Source organism: Streptomyces sp. NPDC005805 (genome assembly GCF_040630445.1).
Classification (GTDB): domain Bacteria; phylum Actinomycetota; class Actinomycetes; order Streptomycetales; family Streptomycetaceae; genus Streptomyces.
In genome coordinates this window covers 18,212-38,810 of the sequence record NZ_JBEXXN010000046.1, presented here as the reverse complement: position 1 = coordinate 38,810, position 20,599 = coordinate 18,212, and the positions used below count along the sequence as shown (strand labels likewise).

The following is a 20,599-nucleotide window of genomic DNA, read 5'->3' as shown; positions in this document are numbered from 1 at the left end:
GTGTGGGGCGCCGGCCCGGGGCGTGCGGACGCGTTCAGGCCGTGCGGCGCTCCGGGGCCGGGACCCCCGGGGGCCGGTCCGCGGCCCGGTCCCGTTCCTGAGCCCGGTCCCGGTCCGGGAGCAGGCCGGGCTCCGTGGACGTGGCACGCGCGTCGTAGGCGCTGAGGGCCGCGCGGACGCGGACGACGTCGTTGCCGGAGGTGGCGTCCAGGCCGGTGGCGTCGGCGGCACGGCGGAGGCGGTAGTCGACCGTGTTCGGGTGGACGCGCAGGCGCTCCGCCGTGAGCTGGCGGCTCAGCCCGCACTGGAGGAACGTCCGCAGCGTGGCGAGGAGTTCGGGGCGGTCCGCGAGCGGGCCCATCAGGTCGGCGAGGGCGTCGCGGGCCGGGCCCGGCTGCATCAGCTGGTACTCCAGGAGGACGTCGGAGAGCCGGTGGACGCCCGGGCCCCGGCCGGAGGCGATCGCCACCCGGCGGATGTCCTGGGCCAGCCGCGCGGCCCCCGGCACGTCCTCCGGGGCGGCCGCGGCGGCCCCCGCCACGATCTCCACCCCGGCGACCCGGCTCATGTGCGAGACCGCCGCCGCAAGCCGCTCCCAGTCCGCGGCGGTCGGCTCGCCGGGCCGCTCCCCGCGGTGCGGGACCAGGGCGATGCCGCCGCCGCTGTCCAGCGAGGAGAGCACGGTCCCGTCCCCGTGCCGTTCCAGCTCGACCCGCAGCCGGCGCAGTTTCCGCTTGGCGGCGATCACCGGGCTCACGCCGTCGGCCGTCTCGTCCGGATGGCTCCCGACGGCGAGGGCGAGCACCAGATAGCCGGACGGCAGGTCGAAGCCCCACTGCCGCGCCCGGAGCCGTACGTCCCCGCCCTCCAGCAGGGCGCTCAGCACGGCCTGCCGCACCGACTGCTCCTCGCCCGCGACCGCCGTGCGCTCGGCGAAGTAGCCCTCGACCACCGTCGCGGTCATCTGCTCCACGAAGCGCAGCACCAGCAGCCCGACCTGCTGCACCGCCGCCATGTCCGCGGGCGTCGCGTGCGGCAGCATCCGCTCCAGGCACTCCTGCGCGCCGACGTGGTACGCCCGGATCACCGCCGCCGCCTGGATGCCCTCCTCCGCGCGCTTGGCGGCGGACTGCCGCAGCACCTGGAGCTGCGCCTCGTCGGGGAGTTCGCCCGTGCGCAGGATCGCGACGAACGCGCGGATGCCCTGCTCGATGACCCGCCGGACCTCGCTGCGCAGCTGCTCGGCGGGGAGGGTGCCGTATACGGGCACATGGTCGACGAGCCGGTCGAGGACGGCGGAGGAGAGGTCGGGCAGGGCCGCCGCCAGCCGCTTGTGGAGGGGGACACCGCCGAAGGAGAGCGGTGCGCCCTCGTCACCGTCCACGTTGCCACCGCCCACGCTGTCACCCCCACGGTGCGACGTCGTCGGCGCCATCGGCACCTCCGACCTTACTTCCGGGTAACCTCCCGGATACCAAGGTCGCCGCAGCGGCACGGAGTGTCAAGCACTGGCCCACGCTCGCGTTTCGACTCCGGCGGCCGGGTTCGGCTCCGGCCGGGTGCCCGGCCGCCGTGGGGGCGGTCGCCGTCAGGGCGCGGGAGCGTACGGCGGGGCCTGGGGCGGGGCCCCCGGAGTCCCCGGCGGGGTCTGCCTTGCCGCCGCCGCTGCCTCCGCGAGCGCCGGCGCCAGGTTCTCCTTCCGGAACCGCGCGTCCATATAGAGCAGTCCGAGCACCAACTGCGGGAACGCGGCGGTCAGGATCTGCGAGACCAGGGCCGCGAGCATCATGATCACCATCATCACGACCATGAAGACCGCGAACGCCCCGCCGTCGAAGGAGTCCCCGGTCGCGCTCAGCGGACCCGGCACCAGGCTCAGCATCTGGAACGGGAGCTGGATGAGGTACGCGGCCACCATGGCGATCAGATAGGCCAGCAGCGAGATGCCGAACACCCGCCACCAGGCCCCGCGCACCAACTGCGCGGACCGCTTGAGCGAGTCGACCGCGCCCCGGCCCTCGATCACGGCGACGGCGGGCGCGAAGGAGAAGCGCACCCACAGCCAGATCGCGAGGGGCCCGGTCGCCAGCATGCCCAGCAGTCCGACGAAGAACAGCCAGCCCCAGCCGAAGGTGCTGTCGTCGACCGTGGCCACGAACCACAGGACGACGGAGATGAACGCCGCCATCATCAGCACCACCGGCACCGCGATGATCAGGGCGACGAGGAGCTGGGCCCCCAGCACCGCCCACACCCTCGGCCGCACCCGGTTCCACACCGACCGCAGCGTGGACGGCACGCCGAGCACCGCGTCCTGGAGGACCGCGGGGCAGCTCCCGTAGAGCAGGGCGTTCGCCAGCATCAGGGCCAGCGCGCCCACGAGGTACACCGCGCCGAAAGCGCCGACGATCGTCAGGACCTCGTCGAGGACGACGTCGGCCGAGGGGCCACTCCCGGCGCGCGACTGCTCTTCGAGTACGTCGAAGGAGTCCGCGAACACGGCGAAGGCCGCGACCACCAGCAGCGTGAACAGCACCGCCGCCGCGCCGTAGACCAGGGCCGCGAAGCCGAGGAGCTGCTTCCAGTGGCGTCCGATCGTGGTGAAGGCGCCGCCCAGGACGTCACCGAGGCCGAGCGGCGCCAGCGGTATCACGCCGGGCTTCGGCGGCGCGGGCGGTGGCATCCAGCCGCCGCCCCAGCCGTGCGGGCCGGGGTGGGGCGGGTGCGGGTACGTCATGTCAGGTCCCCCTGTTGGTGCGTTGTCTGTGCTGTCCGCACTGTCTGTGCTGTCCGCGCCGACTGCCGGACGTGCCGGTCGCTGTCGGACGGTGCCGGTCCGGGCGCTGCTCGGCCGGACTCCGGCGAACAAGGTAGCCCCCGGCCCGGACACTCCCCGGCGAGGGGGCCCCGCGGACACGACCGGGAGAGCGGACACGACCGGGAGATGAGACCGGTTCGCCCGCGCCGGGTCCGGACGGTTAGGTTTCCTGTCATGACTGACTCGCCCGACAGCACCACCGCTCAGCGCACCACCGGCGCCGTGGCCGCCGGTCTCGCCACGATCACGTCCGAGGGCGTCGTCCTCGACACCTGGTACCCCGCCCCCGAGCTCACTGCCGAGCCCGGCCCGGCCGGCACCGAACGGCTGACCGCCGAGCGGGCCGTCGAACTCCTCGGCGCGGGCGCGGCCAAGGCCGTCGGCCCGGACGCCCGCCGGGGTGTCGAGGTCGTCGCCGTCCGCACGGTGATCGCCTCCCTGGACGACAAGCCCCTCGACGCGCACGACGCCTATCTGCGCCTCCACCTGCTCTCGCACCGGCTGGTCAAGCCGCACGGGCAGAACCTGGACGGGCTCTTCGGCCTGCTCGCCAACGTCGCCTGGACCAGCCTCGGCCCGGTCGCCGTGGACCAGCTGGAGACCGTCCGCCTCAACGCGCGTGCCGAGGGCCTGCACCTCCAGGTCACCTCGGTCGACAAGTTCCCGCGCATGACGGACTACGTGGCCCCCAAGGGCGTCCGCATCGCCGACGCGGACCGGGTCCGCCTGGGCGCGCACCTGGCCGAGGGCACCACGGTCATGCACGAGGGCTTCGTCAACTTCAACGCGGGCACCCTGGGCACCTCCATGGTCGAGGGCCGCATCTCCGCGGGCGTCGTCGTCGGCGACGGCTCGGACATCGGCGGCGGCGCGTCCACCATGGGCACCCTCTCCGGCGGCGGCAACGTCCGCATCGTGATCGGCGAGCGCTGCCTGGTCGGCGCGGAGGCGGGCGTGGGCATCGCCCTCGGCGACGAGTGCGTCGTCGAGGCCGGCCTCTACGTCACGGCCGGCACCCGCGTCACCCTCCCGGACGGCCAGGTCGTCAAGGCCCGCGAACTCTCCGGCGCGAGCAACATCCTCTTCCGCCGCAACTCGGTGACGGGCACGGTGGAGGCGCGTCCGAACAACGCGGTGTGGGGCGGGCTGAACGAGGTCCTGCACAGCCACAACTGACGACGGCGGGCGGCCGCGCTTTGCGGCGGCCGCCGCATCGACCGACGCCCTGACCTGCTGCTGCGCTGTCGGCGGCGGGTCGGGGCCGGTCAATGTAGAGCGCCCTCCACGGCCAGAGGACGGCCGGGGAGGGCGCTCGCGTGTGAGCACCACACTGGGATTTCGATACTCGGCATTTGCCAGAAACAGTGCAGCTACGGTCAACTGGGGATGCCTTCAGGTATGCAATCACTGGCCTGGTCAGGATCCCAGAACATGTGCGTTTCCTTGGTTGGGCAACAGCTCGCGGTCGGCGTTCCCCGCAGCCGCCATGTTTCGGCGAGCGTTCAGCGACTACCAAGCCAGGTACCACGCGGTGTTCGCCTAGCGCTGGGCAATCTCCGGGCTTAGGTATGGCCGTACTGCCACTTGCGTAGCCGTCGGTCACTGTTGAGCGGCCTCGGATGGCCAGAGACGGCCCGAGGCGCTCACTGCCACGCTTGTCACGCTGCGGGTCGATCGAGTGCTGGCTCCCCTCTGGTCCTAGGGGGCCAATCCGCTCAGCTTCTCAACAGCATGGATCATTCTCCGAAACGAGCGACTTTTTTCAGATGCTGCGGACAAGTCAATCAGTGATGAGAATTTCGCTTGATGCAAGGTCTCCCTGTACGACTCATGCATCATGGACTCCAGCTGCCCCTTGGCGCTCCTCCTCTTCTCTGGATCTGCAGGGGAAGTCGCATCGTCACGGACAGACGAATGATTTCGAACAGATTCCATCGAGGCTAGGAACCACGTTTCATACTCGTGATAAGCAATCACGACCTCCACGGGCACTGCAAATTTGCCAGCATTTGGAGCTATCAGTTTAGCCAGCTCCACCGGGCAGCGAATGTCATTGTCATCACCGTCACGCAGAATCAAAACTCCGCCTTTTCGGGCTTTGACCCTCGCTTCTTGCAGGCGAATAGCCTTATCCAGCTCCTCAGGCTTCCTCATTTTCCCTGCGTCGAGCCTGAATGGCTGAGCCACTTCGATCCAAACGCCGTGTTTCTCTCCGACCAAACTAATCAGCTGTCGCACGGCTGCAACTTCACCATACCCCTCGACAATGGGGGCCAGGATTGGCGCTTGAGTCACGATGCGACTCCTGGGAGAAGCTGGTCGTTACGAAGGAGCTCTCCTGGTGTGTATAGGTGCTCACGAAGGGCCAAAGCCCCAGCCTCATCCAACTCGCCGATCCGCGTGTCTCCGGCGATGGAGCGTACTGCGCGAATTTCCTTCAAGGTGAAGTCATCTCGATCAAGCAGGTCAGGGCTGTGGCTGGTGACAATGACCTGGCGACGTTCACTGGCATCACGCAGCGCATCAAGCAAGACACCGGCCGCCGCTGGGTGCAACGCGCTTTCCGGTTCTTCAATCCCGACTGTGCTGAGAGTTGATCCCGTACCTGCAAATAGGGAAACTAGGACACCTAGCGCACGCAAGGTGCCATCGGAAACCGATTGAGCTTGAAACCGCCACGGGTTCTTCGCTCCCGGGACATCTTGATTAAATACCAGGGTTTCCCAGTTTCCAAGTTCGGAGCGCGAAACCCCGTGCATGCCTGGCACGATATTTTGCAGGTAGCTTTCAATCCGTGCCTTGTCTTGCCGTCCTCGCTCACTGCGTTCTAGTCGGTGCAGCACACTGGCGATATTGGATCCGTCGCGATGGAGAAATTCTCCAGCGTCCGGGGTTTGCGGCTGCCGTATCACGTCAGGGTTCAGACTGAATACGCTCATACCAGCAAGCCCGTCAAAAATCGGTCGAAAAACCTCCAGGCCAGCAGCAGATACCAAATAAAGGCGCTGCTCCGTCGCTGGAGGCATCACAGGCTCGCTGTGCTCGGTTAGTTGGCCACTTTCCACCCGGAAATGAGCGCGCGCAGGGAGTGGCCCATTGTCGCCTCGGGGGTCACTCGAAACAGTGCAATACTCCTTAGAGATTCGATACCCAAGCCCCTTTACGGCGCCCACCTCAAAGCCGTACTCGCCTGAAAATTCAGGGGACTCAAAGGATAGATCGATCGAGAAGTGGGTGGGGTGACCTGTGGAGCGGCGTCGAACTTCAGAGACTCCTCCACGTGTACGCAGTGCCTGGTCCAAAGAAGTCTGCAGGGACTCAGACACGAGCCGCAGGGCGTCCAGGAAGTTGCTCTTCCCTGAGCCGTTAGGGCCGACGAGTAGTAGGAGGCGACCCAGTTCAACATTGGCCGCAGCGATGCTCCTGTAGTGCCGCAGCCGGACGCGGGTAAGCGAGAAGTAGTTGTCCTGCATGTGATCAGTCTGGCATCGGCTAGGCAACAGATACGAGCACCTGGTCGGTACATCGCAGAGATGATGCCCTAGGTCAACGAGAGCGTCGGGTGATTTATCCGCTTTTGTGTGCGCTAGTGTCAGTGACGCAGGTTGGTGGAGCGGCTTTGGGGCGAGTGATCATGGCCCGGTAAGCATCCAGTGCGTCGGGCAACCTGTGGACAGCCTCAGGCAGTGTCCCCACTTCGTGCCCGCGCGGGGCGAGGGGCTTGATGGAGGAGGGATAGTTCTACCCGCGTCCATGATCCGGAACGGACACTTCCGAGCCGTCGGCTACGCGCCCGTCTCGACTACCGTGCGATCTATGCCCGCTGGATTGGACACGCCCCAAGGCGCGGCCGAGTTGGCCGAGTTGCTGTTGGCCCCGCTCGGGAGCCGGTGGCTGCACACTCAGGCCGTCGCGGCTCGTGCCGGGCAGGCATCCGTGGCCGTGCCCGAGAGGGATCGCGAGCTGCTCGTCGCTGCGGCCTGGCTGCATGATCTCGGCTACGCGCCCGAGCTTAGGGACACAGGGTTCCATCCGATCGATGGTGCACGGTATCTGGAGTCGCTCGGGGCGCCGGCGCGCCTCGTGTGCCTGGTCGCTCACCACTCCGGTGCTGTCTATGAGGCCGAACAGCGCGGGCTGACTGCGGAATTGGACGTCTACGAGCGGGAGGACTCCCCGGTCCTGGATGCCCTGATCTACGCGGACATGACGACCGGTCCGGCCGGTCAGTCCTTCGACTTCGATCGCCGCGTTGACGAGATCCTGGAGAGGTACGCGCCCGGCAGCGAAGTGCACAACGCGATCAGCAAGGCTCGTCCGTACCTCGGGGCGGCCGTCGAGCGGACGCGCGCTTGTCTCGCTGGTCAGCCGATATAGGGCTCGGGTTCGTCCGAGAGGCCGCGATCGATCCGCATGCGCATCGACGGGTGGATGTTCAGGCCGTCGAGTCCGCTCGGGTCCACGAACGCCACCTCCTTGCTCTCGCTGCTCGTGCGCAGCTCGCCGCCGACGATGCGGGCCCGGAAGCAGATGGAGAACTGCTGGCGGACCTCGCCGTCGTCGTACGCCATGACGTGAGCCGGGTTGGTGTAGATGCCGACCAGGCCCGTCACCTCGACGTCGAAGCCCGTCTCCTCCTTCGTCTCCCGTACGGCGGCGTCGGGGGCCGACTCGCCCACGTCGACTCCGCCGCCGGGCAGGGCCCAGAGGTTGTTGTCGGTCTTGTGGATGAGCAGGACTTCCCCGGCCTCGTCGACCGCCACTGTGGTTACCGACGGGACGATGCTGTTCGCCTTCGGGGCGTCCGGGTCGTTGAAGTAGTCGATGCGGGCCATGGGGCAAGCCTCGCACGCCCGGGGGCTGGTGGCGGTTGTGCCGGCATACCCCTACGCGGGGCCTCCGCGTTTCCAGGCGTAGTCGAAGCTGCGCATGTAGTGCCGGAAGGTGCGGGCTCCCGGGATGTAGCGGAAATGGAGAACCGGGTTCTGTCCGGCGGGGGCTCCGAGGACGTGAGGGTTCACCAACACGTCGTCGTCGAAGCGGTAGATCGAGTTGTAGAGGATCGTGTCGTGCAAGCGGACCTCGACGCCGGGTGTCGTCATCGCCGGTTCGAGGTAGCGACGGGTGATCCGCGCGCGTGCGGCCAGGTCGCTTCCGATGCCTTCCTCTTCGCCGCGCAGGCGGACCGTGTCGGAGTCGGGGTCTCCGAGCAGGACGCGGATCTGTGCCCCGGCCTTGGCCTTCTCCGCCAACTGGTCCGGCAGGTCGGGTTGGCTGTCGAACAGGAACAGCCCCGCGTACACGAGGACGTCCACCTGGTCCTTCGCCTTTCCGATCAGCGATGACCACAGCGCCGCCGGTACCGCCCCACGGTGGGGGTAGTACGTGATCAGCTCGGACGTGCTTGCCGTTTCGGCCTGCTTCTCGACCGTGGGCCAGAGGTAGACCTCGTCGACGCCGAGGAAGTTCGCTGCCTTCCAGCGGTGTCCCCGGTGCGGCGTGCGATTGGTCGTGATCCACCGCTCCACGCTCTTGGGGTCCACGCCGACGTGCTGAGCCACGGACTGGACCGTCTGTCCCTTGACCGAAATCACCGCGCGCAGACGCTCGTTCGCCATGACGTGTCCTCCCCCTGGGACGCCGCAGGGACGTTGTGACGATAGCTCAGACGTCCCTGAACGTCCACACGGACCGTGATGCGTCCGCAACCCTGCGTGGTCCTCTGATCTCGCCGACGTAAGCAGTCGGTCCCACCCCAGTGAGTTCAGAAAGGTCCGGGCTCCATGCCGCTCCGAGTACCCGCCCCGCAGTCCTCGTCGCTCCGTGTCCCGTCCGAACTCGGCGCGGTCTCCGCCGCTCGGCGCGAGGTTGTCGCGATCGTTCGTGACTGGGACGTGCCGCTGGCGCAAGAGACGGTCGAGACCTTGGAGCTGCTGGCCGGTGAGGTCATCGCGAACGCCGTGGTGCACACCGCGAAGGGGTGCCGGGTCACGGTGTGCTGGGACGGCACCCGGGTGCGTCTGGAAGCCGAGGACGAGGAGGCGGGTCCCCTTCCCGGTGGGCGGTCGGCCGACGGGGAGGACGAGAGCGGTCGCGGGCTGCGGCTGGTCGACTCCCTCGCCCTCGCATGGGGCTGCCACCCGACCGTGGGAGGGAAAGCGGTCTGGTTCGAGGTCGGCGGCCGCCTGTCATCGGAACCCCGTCCGCATGGCGCGCCCCGGCGCCCCGTCATCGACCACCTGACACCCGGCTGATCGAGCACCGGGGTCAGGTACCGGCGGCCCTCGGCGCCCGACCGCTCCCGTCAGGGCGGCTGGTCACCGAGGGCGCCACCACCAGGAAGCGCGCAACCGGCTCGCTTCCGCCGAACCGAAGGAGATACCGCCATGCCCGAACAGAACGTGACCACGAACCGTGGCCAGGAGGACGACGGCCTGCTGGTCGCCCGTCGTCGGATCGCCGCCGCCCGGTCGCGGGCCGAGCAGCCCTCCGACGGTGGTTCCACCGGTCGCTCCGACGGCAACGACTGAGAAGGGCCGTATCCGATGACCACCGAGGTATCCGCGGTGGTCGCGCACCTGGGCGAGGACTTCCTCGCCCAGGTGTACGGCCGCACCTACCGCCACTTCCCCGGCCGACCGGATCGCTTCGGCGGCCTGCTCCGCTGGGACGACCTGAACGCCCTGCTCACCCACCATCGCCTCGAACCGCCCCGCCTGCGTCTGTCGACGGACGGCAAGACGCTGCCCCAGCACACGTATTCCGTGCCGGTCACCACCCGTCGCAGCACGGTGTGGCACCGGCTCAAGCCCGCCGAACTGCACCGGCATCTCGCCGACGGCGCCACCCTCGTGCTCGACCCGATCGACGAACTGCACCCGGGTGTCGGCGCCCTCGCCCAGGAGCTGGAACGGCAGCTGCGCACGGGAGTCCAGGTCAACGCGTACGCCTCCTGGACGCCCGAAGAGGGGTTCGGCGTCCACTGGGACGACCACGACGTGCTCGTCCTCCAGCTCGACGGTGCCAAGCGGTGGCGTATCCACGGCCCCACGAGGCAGGCGCCGCTCCACCGGGACACGGATGTGCCCGAACCGCCGCCCGGTGAACCGCTCGTCGAACTGGTCCTGAACGCCGGTGACATGCTCTACCTGCCACGCGGCTGGTGGCACGCGGTCGCGGCCTCGGAAGGCGTCCACTCCCTCCATCTCACCTGCGGCATGCAGACGACGACCGGCGCCGACCTCCTGCAATGGCTCTCCGAAGACCTGCGCCGTGAGGCGACCGTGCGGAGCGAGCTGCCGCGCTTCGGTACGGACGAGGAGAGGGCGGACTTCCTGAGGTCCCTCGGTGACCTCGTCAGGAAGGAGTTCGAGGACGGGACCCTCCTCGATCGGTTCCTCAGCGTGCGGGACGCGACGGAACGGGCCCGCCTCGTGCCCTCGTTGCCGTTCGTCGAGGGTGTGCCGCCCGCCCCGGCCCTCGCCGTGCGGCTGGTCACCGCCCGTGCCCGCCTGTGCGAGGACGGGGAGGGGCGTGCGGTCCTGGCGGCGGGAGGCGAGGAGTGGGCCTGCGCTCCCCAGGTCGGGCCCCTGCCGGCCCTCCTCGTGGGCGGCGGGAGTCACCGCCTGGACGCCCTTGCCGAGTCGGCGGGCCTGCGCCTCGGGCAGGCGGCGAGACTCGTGGACGAGCTGGTGGCGGGCGAGGTCGCTGCCGTGGCAGGTGCGGGATGAACGTGTTCCTCGCAGCCGGGACGTATCGGTGTCGAGATGTCGCCCGGTCGGTGGGCGCGGCCGTGGACGCCGGGGTGACCTGGGTCGACACGGCACCGAACTATGGGGCAGGGGCAGCGGAAGGAGCACTGCGACCGGTTCTGGAGGCGCACCCGCAGGTCGGTGTCTCGACCAAGGTCGGTTTCGTGCCCCGCTCCGACCGCCGCCCCGCCACGGACGCCGGTGTGCTGCCGTACGACGGGCACGCGGACCACTGCATCGCCGGTCCCTACGTCACCTGGCAGCTCGCCCGCAGCCGCACCCGCCTTGGTCGGGACCCGGACCTCGTCTTCGTCCACAACCCGGAGCACGGAGCGACGGACCGTGCCGGACTCTCACGCGCGTTGACGGGCGGCTTCGAGGCCCTTGAGGCCGCTGCGGATGCAGGCCACATCGGTGGCTACGGTGTCGCAACCTGGTCGGGACTGGCGAGCGGTAGGTTCACGGTCACCGAACTCACGGCTGTCGCGGAGGCGGTCGGCGGGCAGCACCACCACTTCCGGGCTGTGCAGTTCCCGGTCTCGCTGGTGCGTCTCGCGGTGGTCGCGGACGCGCTCGGCGGACGCGGGACACTGGCGGACGCACGGGACGCCGGGCTCGACGTTTTCGCGTCGGCCCCACTCGGAGGGGGTGAGCTCCTCGGAACGATGACGGACGAGTTGGTGCGTGTCATCGCTCCCAGAACCACCCCGGCGCAGGCCGCGCTCCTGGTCGCCCTGTCGGCTCCGGGGGTGTCGCGTGTCCTGTTGTCGGCGAGTACGCCCGCACATCGGGCCGATGCCCTGGGCGCGGTGGCTCGGGAGCCCCCTGTCGCCGGACCGGTTGAGAAAGGTCATCGATGTCCTCGGAGCCTGACGACCCCGGGACCGCCGCCCGGATGAGGACGGCTCGGGCTGCGGCGTGCGCGGTGCTCGGGGTCGTGTTGGACACGGTGTGCGGCGGCGGGGGAGTGCGGGAGGCATGGGGTTGGTGGGGCCGGACCCTGGGCGGCCCCGTCACCGGGCCGGACGGGGCGGCCTGGCTGCGCGTCGCGCACAGCCCGGTGGAGAAGGCCGGCGGCAAGTTGTGGACCGGGCCGGAGGACGCCGAACGCCTCGTGCCGGAGCCGGTGCCCCGTCCCCGGCTGCGGCTGGTACGGCAGTGGACGGACGGAGGCGACGCGTACAAGGCGGAACTGTACGACCGGGTGGCGGGCGGAACCCTGGCCTCCGGCCCGGTGCTCACGGACGCGCCCTCCCTGCCGGTGGCGTGGTGGAGCGGCCTGCGCGCGGCGCTCGGTCTGCTGTCGGCGGTCCGCACCGAGCGCACGGCGGTACGTCAGGCGTACCTGGATCGCGCCATGCCGAAGTACCTCGGCTTCCTCGACGGTGGCGGCCCGGTGCCCACCACTGCGCCGGCGTGGTCCACCGCGCACGGCGACCTCCACAGGGCGAACCTCGTCGGCCCCGAACTCGGCATCCTGGACTGGGAGGGATGGGGCTCCGCCCCGGCCGGCTACGACGCCGCCCTGCTGCACGTCTACAGCCTCGCGGTCCCCGAGACCGCCCGGCGCGTCCGTGCGGAACTGGCCGCCGTGCTCGACAGCGACGCCGGGCGCTTCGCCGAGCTGGTGGTCGTCACCGAACTCCTCCAGAGCGCCGAACGCGGGGACAACCTGGCCCTGGTACCGGCGCTGAGGCGGCGAGCCGGAGAGGTGTGGCGGGCGTTCGACGGCCGGTGACTGCCCCCGGGACTGCGCGGGGCGCGCGGCGGCCGATGCGCGCCCCCGGCCGGATCGGGTGATGGACCGTGACCCCCGCAGGGGGCGGGCCGATAGTCGGGTGGGCACAGGGTCCTACGAACAGGAAAAGGGGAGGGGTTCGGGATGGGGAGCACGAAGAGGGCGCTCGGCCGGGTGGTGGCGGGCGTGGTGATCGGGGCGCTGCTGGCGGGCTGGGCGGGCGGCGGGGTGGCGTCGGCGGATGAGACGCATGACCGGTCGCACAACGGGTTCGCGGTCACGCTGCTGAAGACGGGGCAGATCGACGATCCCCTGGAGGACGTGCTGGAGCACGCCTCGATCCTGGGTGGCAGCACCAGCACCCAGGAGTAGGGGCGGCGGGCGTCAGGCCGGGAGGGTGCGGTAGGCGGTGAGGAGGCGCGTGGTCGTGGACGTGTCCGCCGGGAGGAGGGGTTCGCGGACCGGGCCCGAGGGGTGGCCGAGGGCGCCCAGGAGGGCCTTCGCGGTCACCGTGCCCGGCAGCCCCGCCGCCATCATCAGTTCGACCAGCGGCAGGAGCCCGGCGTTCCGCTCCCGCGCCCCCGCCGTGTCGCCCGCGTCGAAGGCGTCGAGGACGTCCCGGAGCCGGCGCGGCACGACGTTGGCGACGGTGGAGACGAAGCCCGCGCCGCCGATCGCGTACAGGGGCAGGTTCAGTTCCTCGGCGCCCGAGTAGTACGCCAGCGGGGAACCGGCGGCGACCCGCGCGCTGCCCAGCAGGTCGAAGGAGCAGTCCTTGACCGCGACGATCCGGGGGTGCTCCGCGAGGCGCAGCAGGGTGGCCGGTTCGATCCGGACGCCGGTGCGGACGGGGATGTCGTAGAGCATCAGCGGGATGCCCACGGAGTCCGCCACCCGCCGGAAGTGGGCCTCGACGGCGGCCTGCGGCGGGCGGCTGTAGTACGGGCTCACCACCAGCACCCCGTCCGCGCCCGACTTCTCGGCCGCGCGGGCCAGTTCGACGGTGTGCCGGGTGTCCGCCGTGCCGACGCCCGCGACGAGGGCGGCCCGGTCGCCGACCGCCTCGGACACGGCCCTGACCAGGGCGGCCTTCTCGGCGTCGGAGGTGGTGGGCGACTCGCCCGTGGTGCCGGAGAGGACGAGGCCGTCGCAGCCCTCGTCCACCAGATGCGCGGCGAGCCGCTGGGCGCCGTCGAGGTCCAGGGCGCCGTCGGCGGTGAACGGGGTGACCATCGCGCACAGGGCCCGGCCGAACGGGCGCGGGGGGACGGAAACGGAGGAGGAAACAGGGGAAGGAGTGGGCATGGGGGAAGTCTCGCGGGCGGCCGCGCCCGGGACCAGCGAGGAAAACTGGGGATGACCGTGAAGCGCTGCTGATGGATCGCGGGAGGGGAGATCGCGCGCGAGGGGAGGGGGAAGGGTGAAGCCCCGGGCCGTGGGGACGGCGCCGGGGCTTCGGACAGGGAAAGCGCTACGGGCGGAAGCGCAGCACCTGCGGGTCGTGGTCGCTGTTCTGCTGGGCGAACTCCGCGTTGATGTGCACGCTGTCGTACGAGAAGTCGTCTATCGCCGGGCTGGTCAGGATCTGGTCCAGGACCTGGCTGTTGCCGTCGTAGACGTACGAGTAGCGCTCGCCGCGCGGCAGCGAGGTGATCGCCGCGCGCAGGGCGCCGCCCGCCGTGAGGGCCTTGGTCGTGCCGGAGAACTCGAAGTCGTTGATGTCGCCGACGACCAGGACCTGCGCCCGGCGGTCCGTCTTCAGGACCTCCTTCACGAAGGTGTTGACGGACTGCGCCTGGAGGAGGCGCTTCGCCTCGGAGGAACGGTTCGGCGGCTGGTGGTGGGAGACCAGGGATTCGTCGCCGCCCTTGGAGCCGAAGTGGTTGGCGATGACGACGACCGGCTTGCCGCGGAAGCTGAACTCACCGGCCAGCGGCTTGCGGCTGCTCACCCAGGCCGCGTTCGCCGGGTCGATCCGGCCCGGCGAGTGGGTGAGGGCCGCGCGGCCCCGCTCGCGGACCACGCCCGTGGCGGTCGTCGCGTCGCCGGCGCCCCGGTCGGTGAAGGACACCCGCTCCGGGTTGAACAGGAACACCTGGCGGATGTTGCCGCCGGGCTCGCCGCCGTCCTTGTTGTTCTCCGGGTCCACCGAGCGCCACTCGTACGCCGGGCCGCCCGCCGCCTTGATCGCATCCGTGAACTTCGCGATCGTCTGCCCGGCCGAGACCGTGCCGTCGTTCTTCGCGCCGTTGTCGTCCTGGATCTCCTCCAGGGCGAGGATGTCGGGCGAGGCGAGGTTCTCCACCACGCCCTTCGCCAGCGCGTCGAACTTCTCCTGCGGGTCGGACGGGTCCAGGTTCTCCACGTTGTACGTGGCCACGGCCAGTTCGCCGGAACGCTGCGGGCGGGTGCGCTCGCGCTCCAGGCCGCGGTCCTTGACCGTGCCGAGGGTGCGCGCGGTCAGGGTGTAGCCGCCGTACTGGTTGAAGTCGAGCGGGCCCTCGGTGGCGCCCGCGAGGATGTCGCCGACGTTCGCGGACGGGAACGGCTTCTCGGCGAGCGGGGTCAGCGACTGGACCTTGAGACGGCCGGTGTTCTGCGCCGTGTACGAGCCGTAGACCGTGCCGCCGCGGCGGTTGTCGTTCTCCCACGGCTTGACCGTGACCCACAGCTCCGCGTGCGCGTTGGTCGCGCCCACCACGCGGGAGGCCCCGATCCGGACGTTGGTGCCCTCCAGGGACTCGTAGTAGTCCAGGGCGTAGGAACGCGGGCGCAGGGTCAGCCCGTTGATGCTGCCGCCGTTCGCCGGGTCGCCCTTCGGGGTGTACGCGGCGGGCACGGTCCAGTCCGAGACGGTGACCGGGGCCGGCACCTTGTTGCCCTGGGACAGGACGGTCACGGTCGGCTTGGCTATCTGGGTCAGCGACTGGTTGCCGGACGCCGCACCGCCCGGTACGTACTCGCCGACGGTGCCGGAGACCAGCACGCTGTCCCCGACCGCCACGGTCGGCACCGAGCTGGTGAAGACGAACACGCCCTCGCTGGTGGCCGGGTTGCCGTCGCCGCGCGGGTCCTGGAACCAGAAGCCCCGCGAGCCGTAGGTGCGCACGCCCGTGACGATGCCGGGGACGTCGGCGACCTGCTGCCCCACCAGCGGGGAGACACGGGTGGCGCCCTGGATGTCGTGGATCTTGACCTCGCCGGCGGTGGCGGTGGTGCTGGCCCCGGGGGTCTCGGCGGCGGTCGCGCCGGTGGAACCGGCGAGCAGGCCCGCGGCCAGGGCGGCGACGACGACGGCCGCGACGGCGGACGTTCTCGGGACGACAGAGGAAGACATCGAGCAACTCCGGGATGAGGGTTGAGGGGTGGCGCCGTCCCGGCTGGTCGTGCACAGGACAGCTCTACGCGCGTCAATCTCTTGGCTGGACCGCCCACTTGTCAAGGGTGGTCAGGTGTACGCGGGCGCACGGGCCGGTGAACGCCCGCGCCACCGCCCCCGAAGGGCCCGCGGGATGCACCGGCGCGCGGCGGGAGGGGTGCGGAACGTCTAGGCTGGGATGCCGCCCGGCCCACGAGGCCGTGTCGGTACGTCCGTGAGGCCGCCGGTATGTCCGTACGCGCGGAGGAGAACCGCCAGATGCCAGAAGACCGCCCCACCCTTCCGCCGGTCCTGCTGCACTCGGATGCGGAGTTGGCGCGGGCGGCGCTCGCCGCGCCGCTGCTGTCCCGCGCGGTGCGGCTGGCCCGCTGGGCGGGACCGCACACCCGGGTCGGCGCCGGGGGCGAGCTCGTGGACGAGCAACTCCCCGACGCCGCACGGGAGCTGGGGCTGCCGACGGGGGAGGACGACGACGGCCCCGCGTACGCGAGCGAGGCATGGCGGGTGGCGGTCGACACCGGGCTGGTGGAGGTCGACGACCCCGCCGACGGCGACCCCTCCGCCGACAGCGACCTCGCCGACGACGGCGACGGTGAGGACGGGGCGGCGGCCGCCGGAGCCCGGAGCGCCGTCGCCGGCGGGAACCTCGCGCTGGTCACCCAGGGCTCGCCCCAGGACGTCCTCGGCCTCTGGCTCGACGCCCTCGACGTGGTCCTCGCGGACGCCGAGGCGCCCGTCGTCGACGACCTCCAGTCGCTGGTGGGGGAGGACGGCGAGATCGACTTCGACGCCCTCGACTGGGACCCCGAGGCCGAGGCCGAGTTCCTGGAGGGCGTGCTCGGCAATCTGTACCTGCTCACCGTCTCCGAGGGCGGCGCGGGCGAGGTGCCCGTACCGCTGCCGGTGCTCGCCGCCTCCGTGGTCGTCCCCGAGGACATGGGCGAGCCGACGGACGAGGTGCTGGAGCAGGTCTCCGACGCGATGATGCGCCTGGACGACCAGTTCCGGCTGCTGGAGCCCATCGGCCTCGTCGAGTACCGGCCGGTCGACGAGTCCCTGATGGCCGAGGAGGACGAGGCAGCCGCCGACCCGGTGGCGGACGACGGCGCCCCGGCGGACGAGGTCTCGGAGGACGACGTCGCCCGCTACGGCCTGGTGCGGCTGACCCCCCTCGGCCTCTACGGCATCCGCGCGCGGCTGCTGGAGGCGGGGGTGGACGCCCCGGCCGTCGGCGACCTCGCGGACAAGGGGGCCGACGCCCTCCTCGACGGCCTGGCCCGCTACCCCGACCCGGCCGCCCGCGCCGAGACCGAGCTGTGGCTCACCCCGCGCGACCCGGCCGCCGCGGCCCGGGACCTGCTCGCCGCGGCCCGGGGCGCGGACCGGGGAGCCCCGCTGCGCAGGCTCCACTGCCAGCAGGCGCTCGCCCTGGTCGGACCGCACGCCGAGCCCGCCGTGCGGGAGGTGCTGGAGGACGCCGAGCTGGGCGGTCTTGCCCGGGTCTGGCTCGCGGAACGCGGCGCGGCGGACGTCCCGCCGCCGCCCGAGTCGATGATCTTCTGGCTGGCCGTGGACACGATCGCCGCCCAACTGGACGCGGACGGCGAGGTCGACGAACTCCAGGACCTGATCGAGGGCCTGGTCGGCCAGCACAGCGGCTTCTTCGACGCGGCCTGGCGGGTCGGGCACCCGGCGACGGCGGACGTGCTGGAGGCGATGGGCCGGTTGCACCGGGACAAGGGGCTGGCCAAGGAGGCGCGGAAGGCGGCCTTCAAGGCGCGCTCGCACGGCGGCGGCTAGGGGCCGCGCTCGCACGGCGGCTGGGGCCGCGTACGGGGGGCGGCTGGGACCGCGCACGGGTGGCGCCGCGCCGCCTGGGGACCGACCGCGCACGGGTGGCACCGGCCCGGGAGTCGCACGGCGGCGCGGGCCGGCCCCCGGGGCCCCGCGGCGCGCCCGCCGCGGTCACGAGGGGGTCACGACGGCATCACGGTGCTGCGCGGGAGCCCTGGAACGCCGGGGTCGCGCGAAGCCCGGAAGCCACGGCCGTGGCTTCCGGGCTCCGGAAGGCGCATACTCGCCTCAATGACCATGTCAGCCGGATCCCGGCGCCAACTGGCCACCAGTCCCTTCAACCGTCCCGCCCCCGAAGCACCCCCCGTCGAGCTCTACGCGGTGGGTGACCGGGTTTCGCACGATCAGTTCGGCCTCGGCCGCGTCCTCGCGGTGGAGGGAGACAACGCCGCGGTGCTCGTCGACTTCGCGAGCCGTCACGGCCGCATCGTCAATCCCTTCACCAAGCTCACCAAGCTCTGAAGCGGTCTCGGACCCGGCAGGGTTTCCGGAACCGGCAGGGTTTCCGAACGGTCCCCGGGGCGGACGTCACCGACGCCCGCCCCGGGGACCGGCCGTTTCAGAGCGCCTGGGCGGCCGGCTTGACCATGCCGCGCACGGTGCGGGACTTCACGAAGTCGCCCATCGCGGTCATCTCCCACTCGCCGGAGAACTGCCGGATCAGCTTGGCCATCATCACGCCGGTCTGCGGCTCCGCCGAGGTCAGGTCGAAGCGGACCAGCTCCTCGCCCGTCGCGGCGTCCAGCAGGCGGCAGTACGCCTTGGCCACCTCGGTGAACTTCTGCCCGGAGAAGGAGTTGACGGTGAAGACCAGGCCCGTCGCGTCCGCGGGCAGTCGGCCGAGGTCCACGACGATCGTCTCGTCGTCGCCCGCGCCCTCACCAGTGAGGTTGTCGCCGGAGTGCTTGATCGCGCCGCCGAGGATGGACAGCTTCCCGAAGTAGCAGCTGTCCAGATGGTTGCGCTGGGGGCCGTACGCGATGACGGAGGCGTCCAGGTCGATGTCCTTGCCCCGGTACGCGGGCTCCCAGCCGAGGCCCATCTTGACCTGGGAGAGCAGCGGGCGGCCGCCCTTGACCAGGGAGACGGTCTGGTTCTTCTGGAGGCTGACCCGGCCCTTGTCGAGGTTGATCTTCCCGACGCCGGGCGCGGGGGCGGCGGGCGCCTGCGGGGCGGGGGCCGGGGGCGGGGGCGTGGCGGCGAGGCGCGGGTCGGCCACCGGGGGAGCGGGCGGCGCGGCGGGTGCGGCCGGGGTCACGGGGGCGGCGGCCGCGGGCTCCTCGTCGACGGAGACGCCGAAGTCGGTGGCGATGCCCGCCAGCCCGTTCGCGTACCCCTGGCCGACGGCGCGGGCCTTCCAGGCGCCGTTGCGCCGGTAGACCTCGATGACGACCAGGGCCGTCTCGGCGCCGAGGCGCGGCGGGGTGAAGGTGGCGAGGGTGGTGCCGTCGTCGGCGTTGCGGACGGTGGCGGTCGGTTCGACGCCCTGGAAGGTCTGCCCCGCCGCGTCCGGGCTCGCCGTGACGACGATCTTCTCGATGGCGGGCGGCAGGGCGGTGGTGTCCACCACGATCGCGTCGGGCGCGGTGCCGCCGCCGGAGCGGTAGGTCACGCCGGGGCCCTGCGGCTGGTTGTAGAAGATGAAGTCGTCGTCGGAGCGCACCTTGCCGTCGGCGGTGAGCAGCAGGCCCGAAACGTCGAGCCGCACCGGGGCGGCGACGTCGACCGCCACGCGCGCGGCGGTGAGAGGGATGTTCGAGCCGGGGGTCATAGCTGTCATGCCAGACGTAACGAGCGAGTCCGCTTTACCGTTCCCTTACCCTTCGCCGGGCTTCGCCGGACCCTCCGTTCGGCCCAGGCGCCCCTGCGAAGGCCCCTGCGAAGGCTCCGGGTGCGCAGGGCGGCGGCGGGGGCATCAGCGGTTGCGCGGGTGGTTCCGCGCCGTCCGCTCGTTGCCGAAGCGGTAGGCGCCCGTCCAGCGCGCCATCACGAGCTGGGCGTCCCCCGACTCGGCCTGAGCGAGGAACTTCGCCGCGCGGTCGCCGCGCAGGGTGCCGGCGGCGCGGCCGCGGTGGGTGATGACGACCGTGCCGTCACCGCGCCGCTCGTAGCTGAATCCGGAAGGTCTGGCCATGCCCGCCATCCTGGCGCGCCCGGCCGCCCGCCGGCATCCGGTTTTCCCCGACCGAAGCGCGACGGCGCTGCTACGGCCGGCGCGGCGGGTCCGTGGTGAACGGCCCGCCCACGCGGGTGTGCTCCGGATTGTCCGGGTCCAGTTCACCGTGCTCGGCGAGGAGCTTCTCCGCGTACTGCTCGGAGTCGTCCTGCGGTTCGTAGCCGAGGGCGCGGGCGCTGGAGAGGTCCCACCAGAGCCGGGTGTTCGCCGAGGAGCCGTAGACGACGCTGTGGCCGACGCCCTCGGCGGTCAGGGCCGCGTCGAAGAGCCGGGCCGCGTCGCCGGGGCTCAGCCAGGTCGACAGCATCCGCACCGAGGACGGCTCCATGAAGCAGGAGCCGATCCGCACCGAGACGCTCTCCAGCCCGTGCCGGTCCCAGTAGAGCTGGGCCAGGTCCTCACCGAAGCACTTGGACAGGCCGTAGTAGGTGTCCGGGCGGCGGCGGGTCTCGACGGGGATGAGGTCGGCGGGGGCGACCGGCACCGGCCCGGCCGGGCGGGGGACGAAGCCCACGGCGTGGTTGCTGGAGGCGAACACGATCCGGGGCACGCCCTCCGCCCGCGCCGCCTCGTAGAGGTTGTGGGTGCCCACGATGTTGGCCGCGAGGATCTTCTCGAACGAGGACTCCAGGGAGATCCCGGCGAGATGGACGATCGCGTCCACGCCCCGGACCGCCTCCCGCAGCGCCTCGGTGTCCGCGAGGTCGGCCGTGACCGCGTCCGGTTCGCCCGCCAGCGGGACGGTGTCGAAGAGGCGGAGGGTGTAGCCGTAGGCGGGCAGCAGCCCGCGCATCAGTGTGCCCAGTCCACCGGCGGCGCCGGTGAGCAGGACGGTACGGGGTGCCGGCATGGGTACTCCTCGCTCCTCGCGACTGGTCGGGGC

The 20,599-nt window shown here is 71.2% G+C and carries 21 protein-coding genes; 10 read left to right on the top strand and 11 right to left on the bottom strand.

What is annotated here, in order from left to right:
- Window positions 1–34 precede the first annotated feature (34 nt).
- Window positions 35–1,435 carry a helix-turn-helix domain-containing protein gene (locus ABZ457_RS22760; RefSeq protein ID WP_359160001.1) on the bottom strand — a complete coding sequence of 467 codons (1,401 nt, stop codon included), beginning with the start codon at window positions 1,433–1,435 and terminating at the stop codon, window positions 35–37.
- A 153-nt stretch (window positions 1,436–1,588) separates the two neighbouring features.
- The gene (locus ABZ457_RS22755; RefSeq protein WP_359159998.1) at window positions 1,589–2,737 is read right to left on the bottom strand and encodes a hypothetical protein; all 1,149 of its coding nucleotides are present in this window, start codon (window positions 2,735–2,737) and stop codon (window positions 1,589–1,591) included.
- A gap of 255 nt (window positions 2,738–2,992) precedes the next feature.
- Between ABZ457_RS22755 and dapD the strand changes: the two genes are divergently transcribed.
- Complete coding sequence (dapD, locus tag ABZ457_RS22750) at window positions 2,993–3,994, top strand: 2,3,4,5-tetrahydropyridine-2,6-dicarboxylate N-succinyltransferase (RefSeq protein WP_359159996.1); 1,002 nt, start codon at window positions 2,993–2,995, stop codon at window positions 3,992–3,994.
- Window positions 3,995–4,516: 522 nt separating this feature from the next.
- Here the strand turns inward: dapD and ABZ457_RS22745 are convergent.
- Entirely contained in the window at window positions 4,517–5,113 is a 597-nt protein-coding gene (locus ABZ457_RS22745) for a DUF4276 family protein (RefSeq protein WP_359159993.1), read from the bottom strand.
- On the bottom strand, window positions 5,110–6,291 hold the full coding sequence (locus tag ABZ457_RS22740; RefSeq protein ID WP_359159990.1) for an AAA family ATPase: 1,182 nt from the start codon (window positions 6,289–6,291) through the stop codon (window positions 5,110–5,112). The genes ABZ457_RS22745 and ABZ457_RS22740 overlap by 4 nt, the downstream gene beginning before the upstream one ends.
- Before the next feature lie 343 nt (window positions 6,292–6,634).
- Here ABZ457_RS22740 and ABZ457_RS22735 point away from each other — a divergent pair, with 343 nt between their 5' ends.
- Window positions 6,635–7,195 (top strand): HD domain-containing protein, encoded by a 561-nt coding sequence (locus ABZ457_RS22735; RefSeq protein ID WP_359159987.1) that lies wholly within the window; start codon window positions 6,635–6,637, stop codon window positions 7,193–7,195.
- Here ABZ457_RS22735 and ABZ457_RS22730 read toward each other — a convergent pair.
- Window positions 7,183–7,653, bottom strand: coding sequence for an NUDIX domain-containing protein (locus ABZ457_RS22730; protein ID WP_359159985.1), 471 nt, complete (start codon window positions 7,651–7,653; stop codon window positions 7,183–7,185). The two genes, ABZ457_RS22735 and ABZ457_RS22730, sit on opposite strands and share 13 nt — an antisense overlap.
- A 51-nt stretch (window positions 7,654–7,704) precedes the next feature.
- Entirely contained in the window at window positions 7,705–8,436 is a 732-nt protein-coding gene (locus ABZ457_RS22725) for an XRE family transcriptional regulator (RefSeq protein ID WP_359159982.1), read from the bottom strand.
- A gap of 165 nt (window positions 8,437–8,601) precedes the next feature.
- On the opposite strand from ABZ457_RS22725, the gene ABZ457_RS22720 reads away from it, so the two are divergent.
- From ABZ457_RS22720 to ABZ457_RS22695, 6 genes are all read left to right on the top strand, one after another.
- Complete coding sequence (locus ABZ457_RS22720) at window positions 8,602–9,072, top strand: ATP-binding protein (RefSeq protein ID WP_359159979.1); 471 nt, start codon at window positions 8,602–8,604, stop codon at window positions 9,070–9,072.
- Window positions 9,073–9,204: 132 nt separating this feature from the next.
- Window positions 9,205–9,348, top strand: coding sequence for a hypothetical protein (locus tag ABZ457_RS22715; protein WP_359159976.1), 144 nt, complete (start codon window positions 9,205–9,207; stop codon window positions 9,346–9,348).
- 15 nt (window positions 9,349–9,363) lie between these two features.
- On the top strand, window positions 9,364–10,548 hold the full coding sequence (locus ABZ457_RS22710; protein WP_359159973.1) for a cupin domain-containing protein: 1,185 nt from the start codon (window positions 9,364–9,366) through the stop codon (window positions 10,546–10,548).
- Entirely contained in the window at window positions 10,545–11,468 is a 924-nt protein-coding gene (locus ABZ457_RS22705) for an aldo/keto reductase (RefSeq protein ID WP_359159970.1), read from the top strand. The genes ABZ457_RS22710 and ABZ457_RS22705 overlap by 4 nt, the downstream gene beginning before the upstream one ends.
- Before the next feature lie 38 nt (window positions 11,469–11,506).
- On the top strand, window positions 11,507–12,307 hold the full coding sequence (locus ABZ457_RS22700) for a phosphotransferase (RefSeq protein ID WP_359159967.1): 801 nt from the start codon (window positions 11,507–11,509) through the stop codon (window positions 12,305–12,307).
- A 144-nt stretch (window positions 12,308–12,451) separates the two neighbouring features.
- Window positions 12,452–12,679: a hypothetical protein gene (locus tag ABZ457_RS22695; RefSeq protein ID WP_359159965.1), complete on the top strand. Its 228-nt coding sequence runs from the start codon at window positions 12,452–12,454 to the stop codon at window positions 12,677–12,679.
- A 12-nt stretch (window positions 12,680–12,691) separates the two neighbouring features.
- Here ABZ457_RS22695 and dapA read toward each other — a convergent pair whose 3' ends face one another.
- On the bottom strand, window positions 12,692–13,612 hold the full coding sequence (gene dapA, locus ABZ457_RS22690; RefSeq protein ID WP_359159962.1) for a 4-hydroxy-tetrahydrodipicolinate synthase: 921 nt from the start codon (window positions 13,610–13,612) through the stop codon (window positions 12,692–12,694).
- Window positions 13,613–13,778: 166 nt separating this feature from the next.
- On the bottom strand, window positions 13,779–15,644 hold the full coding sequence (locus ABZ457_RS22685) for an endonuclease/exonuclease/phosphatase family protein (RefSeq protein WP_359159959.1): 1,866 nt from the start codon (window positions 15,642–15,644) through the stop codon (window positions 13,779–13,781).
- 300 nt (window positions 15,645–15,944) lie between these two features.
- On the opposite strand from ABZ457_RS22685, the gene ABZ457_RS22680 reads away from it, so the two are divergent.
- Entirely contained in the window at window positions 15,945–17,486 is a 1,542-nt protein-coding gene (locus tag ABZ457_RS22680; RefSeq protein WP_359159956.1) for a hypothetical protein, read from the top strand.
- 285 nt (window positions 17,487–17,771) lie between these two features.
- Entirely contained in the window at window positions 17,772–18,002 is a 231-nt protein-coding gene (locus ABZ457_RS22675) for a hypothetical protein (protein ID WP_018848602.1), read from the top strand.
- 97 nt (window positions 18,003–18,099) lie between these two features.
- On the opposite strand, the gene ABZ457_RS22670 is transcribed toward ABZ457_RS22675, so the two are convergent.
- The 3 genes from ABZ457_RS22670 to ABZ457_RS22660 form a co-directional block, all read right to left on the bottom strand.
- Window positions 18,100–19,311, bottom strand: coding sequence for a TerD family protein (locus tag ABZ457_RS22670; protein ID WP_359159953.1), 1,212 nt, complete (start codon window positions 19,309–19,311; stop codon window positions 18,100–18,102).
- Window positions 19,312–19,455: 144 nt separating this feature from the next.
- The gene (locus ABZ457_RS22665) at window positions 19,456–19,674 is read right to left on the bottom strand and encodes a hypothetical protein (protein ID WP_359159951.1); all 219 of its coding nucleotides are present in this window, start codon (window positions 19,672–19,674) and stop codon (window positions 19,456–19,458) included.
- 70 nt (window positions 19,675–19,744) lie between these two features.
- The gene (locus ABZ457_RS22660) at window positions 19,745–20,566 is read right to left on the bottom strand and encodes an NAD(P)-dependent oxidoreductase (protein WP_359159949.1); all 822 of its coding nucleotides are present in this window, start codon (window positions 20,564–20,566) and stop codon (window positions 19,745–19,747) included.
- Between the last annotated feature and the right edge of the window lie 33 nt (window positions 20,567–20,599).

Coding starts and splice junctions, on each gene's coding strand:
- ABZ457_RS22760 (WP_359160001.1), bottom strand. CDS start 1,435: ATGGCGCCGACGACGTCGCACCGTGGGGGTGACAGCGTGGGCGGTGGC.
- ABZ457_RS22755 (WP_359159998.1), bottom strand. CDS start 2,737: ATGACGTACCCGCACCCGCCCCACCCCGGCCCGCACGGCTGGGGCGGC.
- dapD (WP_359159996.1), top strand. CDS start 2,993: ATGACTGACTCGCCCGACAGCACCACCGCTCAGCGCACCACCGGCGCC.
- ABZ457_RS22740 (WP_359159990.1), bottom strand. CDS start 6,291: ATGCAGGACAACTACTTCTCGCTTACCCGCGTCCGGCTGCGGCACTAC.
- ABZ457_RS22735 (WP_359159987.1), top strand. CDS start 6,635: ATGCCCGCTGGATTGGACACGCCCCAAGGCGCGGCCGAGTTGGCCGAG.
- ABZ457_RS22730 (WP_359159985.1), bottom strand. CDS start 7,653: ATGGCCCGCATCGACTACTTCAACGACCCGGACGCCCCGAAGGCGAAC.
- ABZ457_RS22725 (WP_359159982.1), bottom strand. CDS start 8,436: ATGGCGAACGAGCGTCTGCGCGCGGTGATTTCGGTCAAGGGACAGACG.
- ABZ457_RS22720 (WP_359159979.1), top strand. CDS start 8,602: ATGCCGCTCCGAGTACCCGCCCCGCAGTCCTCGTCGCTCCGTGTCCCG.
- ABZ457_RS22715 (WP_359159976.1), top strand. CDS start 9,205: ATGCCCGAACAGAACGTGACCACGAACCGTGGCCAGGAGGACGACGGC.
- ABZ457_RS22710 (WP_359159973.1), top strand. CDS start 9,364: ATGACCACCGAGGTATCCGCGGTGGTCGCGCACCTGGGCGAGGACTTC.
- ABZ457_RS22705 (WP_359159970.1), top strand. CDS start 10,545: ATGAACGTGTTCCTCGCAGCCGGGACGTATCGGTGTCGAGATGTCGCC.
- ABZ457_RS22695 (WP_359159965.1), top strand. CDS start 12,452: ATGGGGAGCACGAAGAGGGCGCTCGGCCGGGTGGTGGCGGGCGTGGTG.
- dapA (WP_359159962.1), bottom strand. CDS start 13,612: ATGCCCACTCCTTCCCCTGTTTCCTCCTCCGTTTCCGTCCCCCCGCGC.
- ABZ457_RS22685 (WP_359159959.1), bottom strand. CDS start 15,644: ATGTCTTCCTCTGTCGTCCCGAGAACGTCCGCCGTCGCGGCCGTCGTC.
- ABZ457_RS22680 (WP_359159956.1), top strand. CDS start 15,945: ATGCCAGAAGACCGCCCCACCCTTCCGCCGGTCCTGCTGCACTCGGAT.
- ABZ457_RS22675 (WP_018848602.1), top strand. CDS start 17,772: ATGACCATGTCAGCCGGATCCCGGCGCCAACTGGCCACCAGTCCCTTC.
- ABZ457_RS22670 (WP_359159953.1), bottom strand. CDS start 19,311: ATGACCCCCGGCTCGAACATCCCTCTCACCGCCGCGCGCGTGGCGGTC.
- ABZ457_RS22665 (WP_359159951.1), bottom strand. CDS start 19,674: ATGGCCAGACCTTCCGGATTCAGCTACGAGCGGCGCGGTGACGGCACG.
- ABZ457_RS22660 (WP_359159949.1), bottom strand. CDS start 20,566: ATGCCGGCACCCCGTACCGTCCTGCTCACCGGCGCCGCCGGTGGACTG.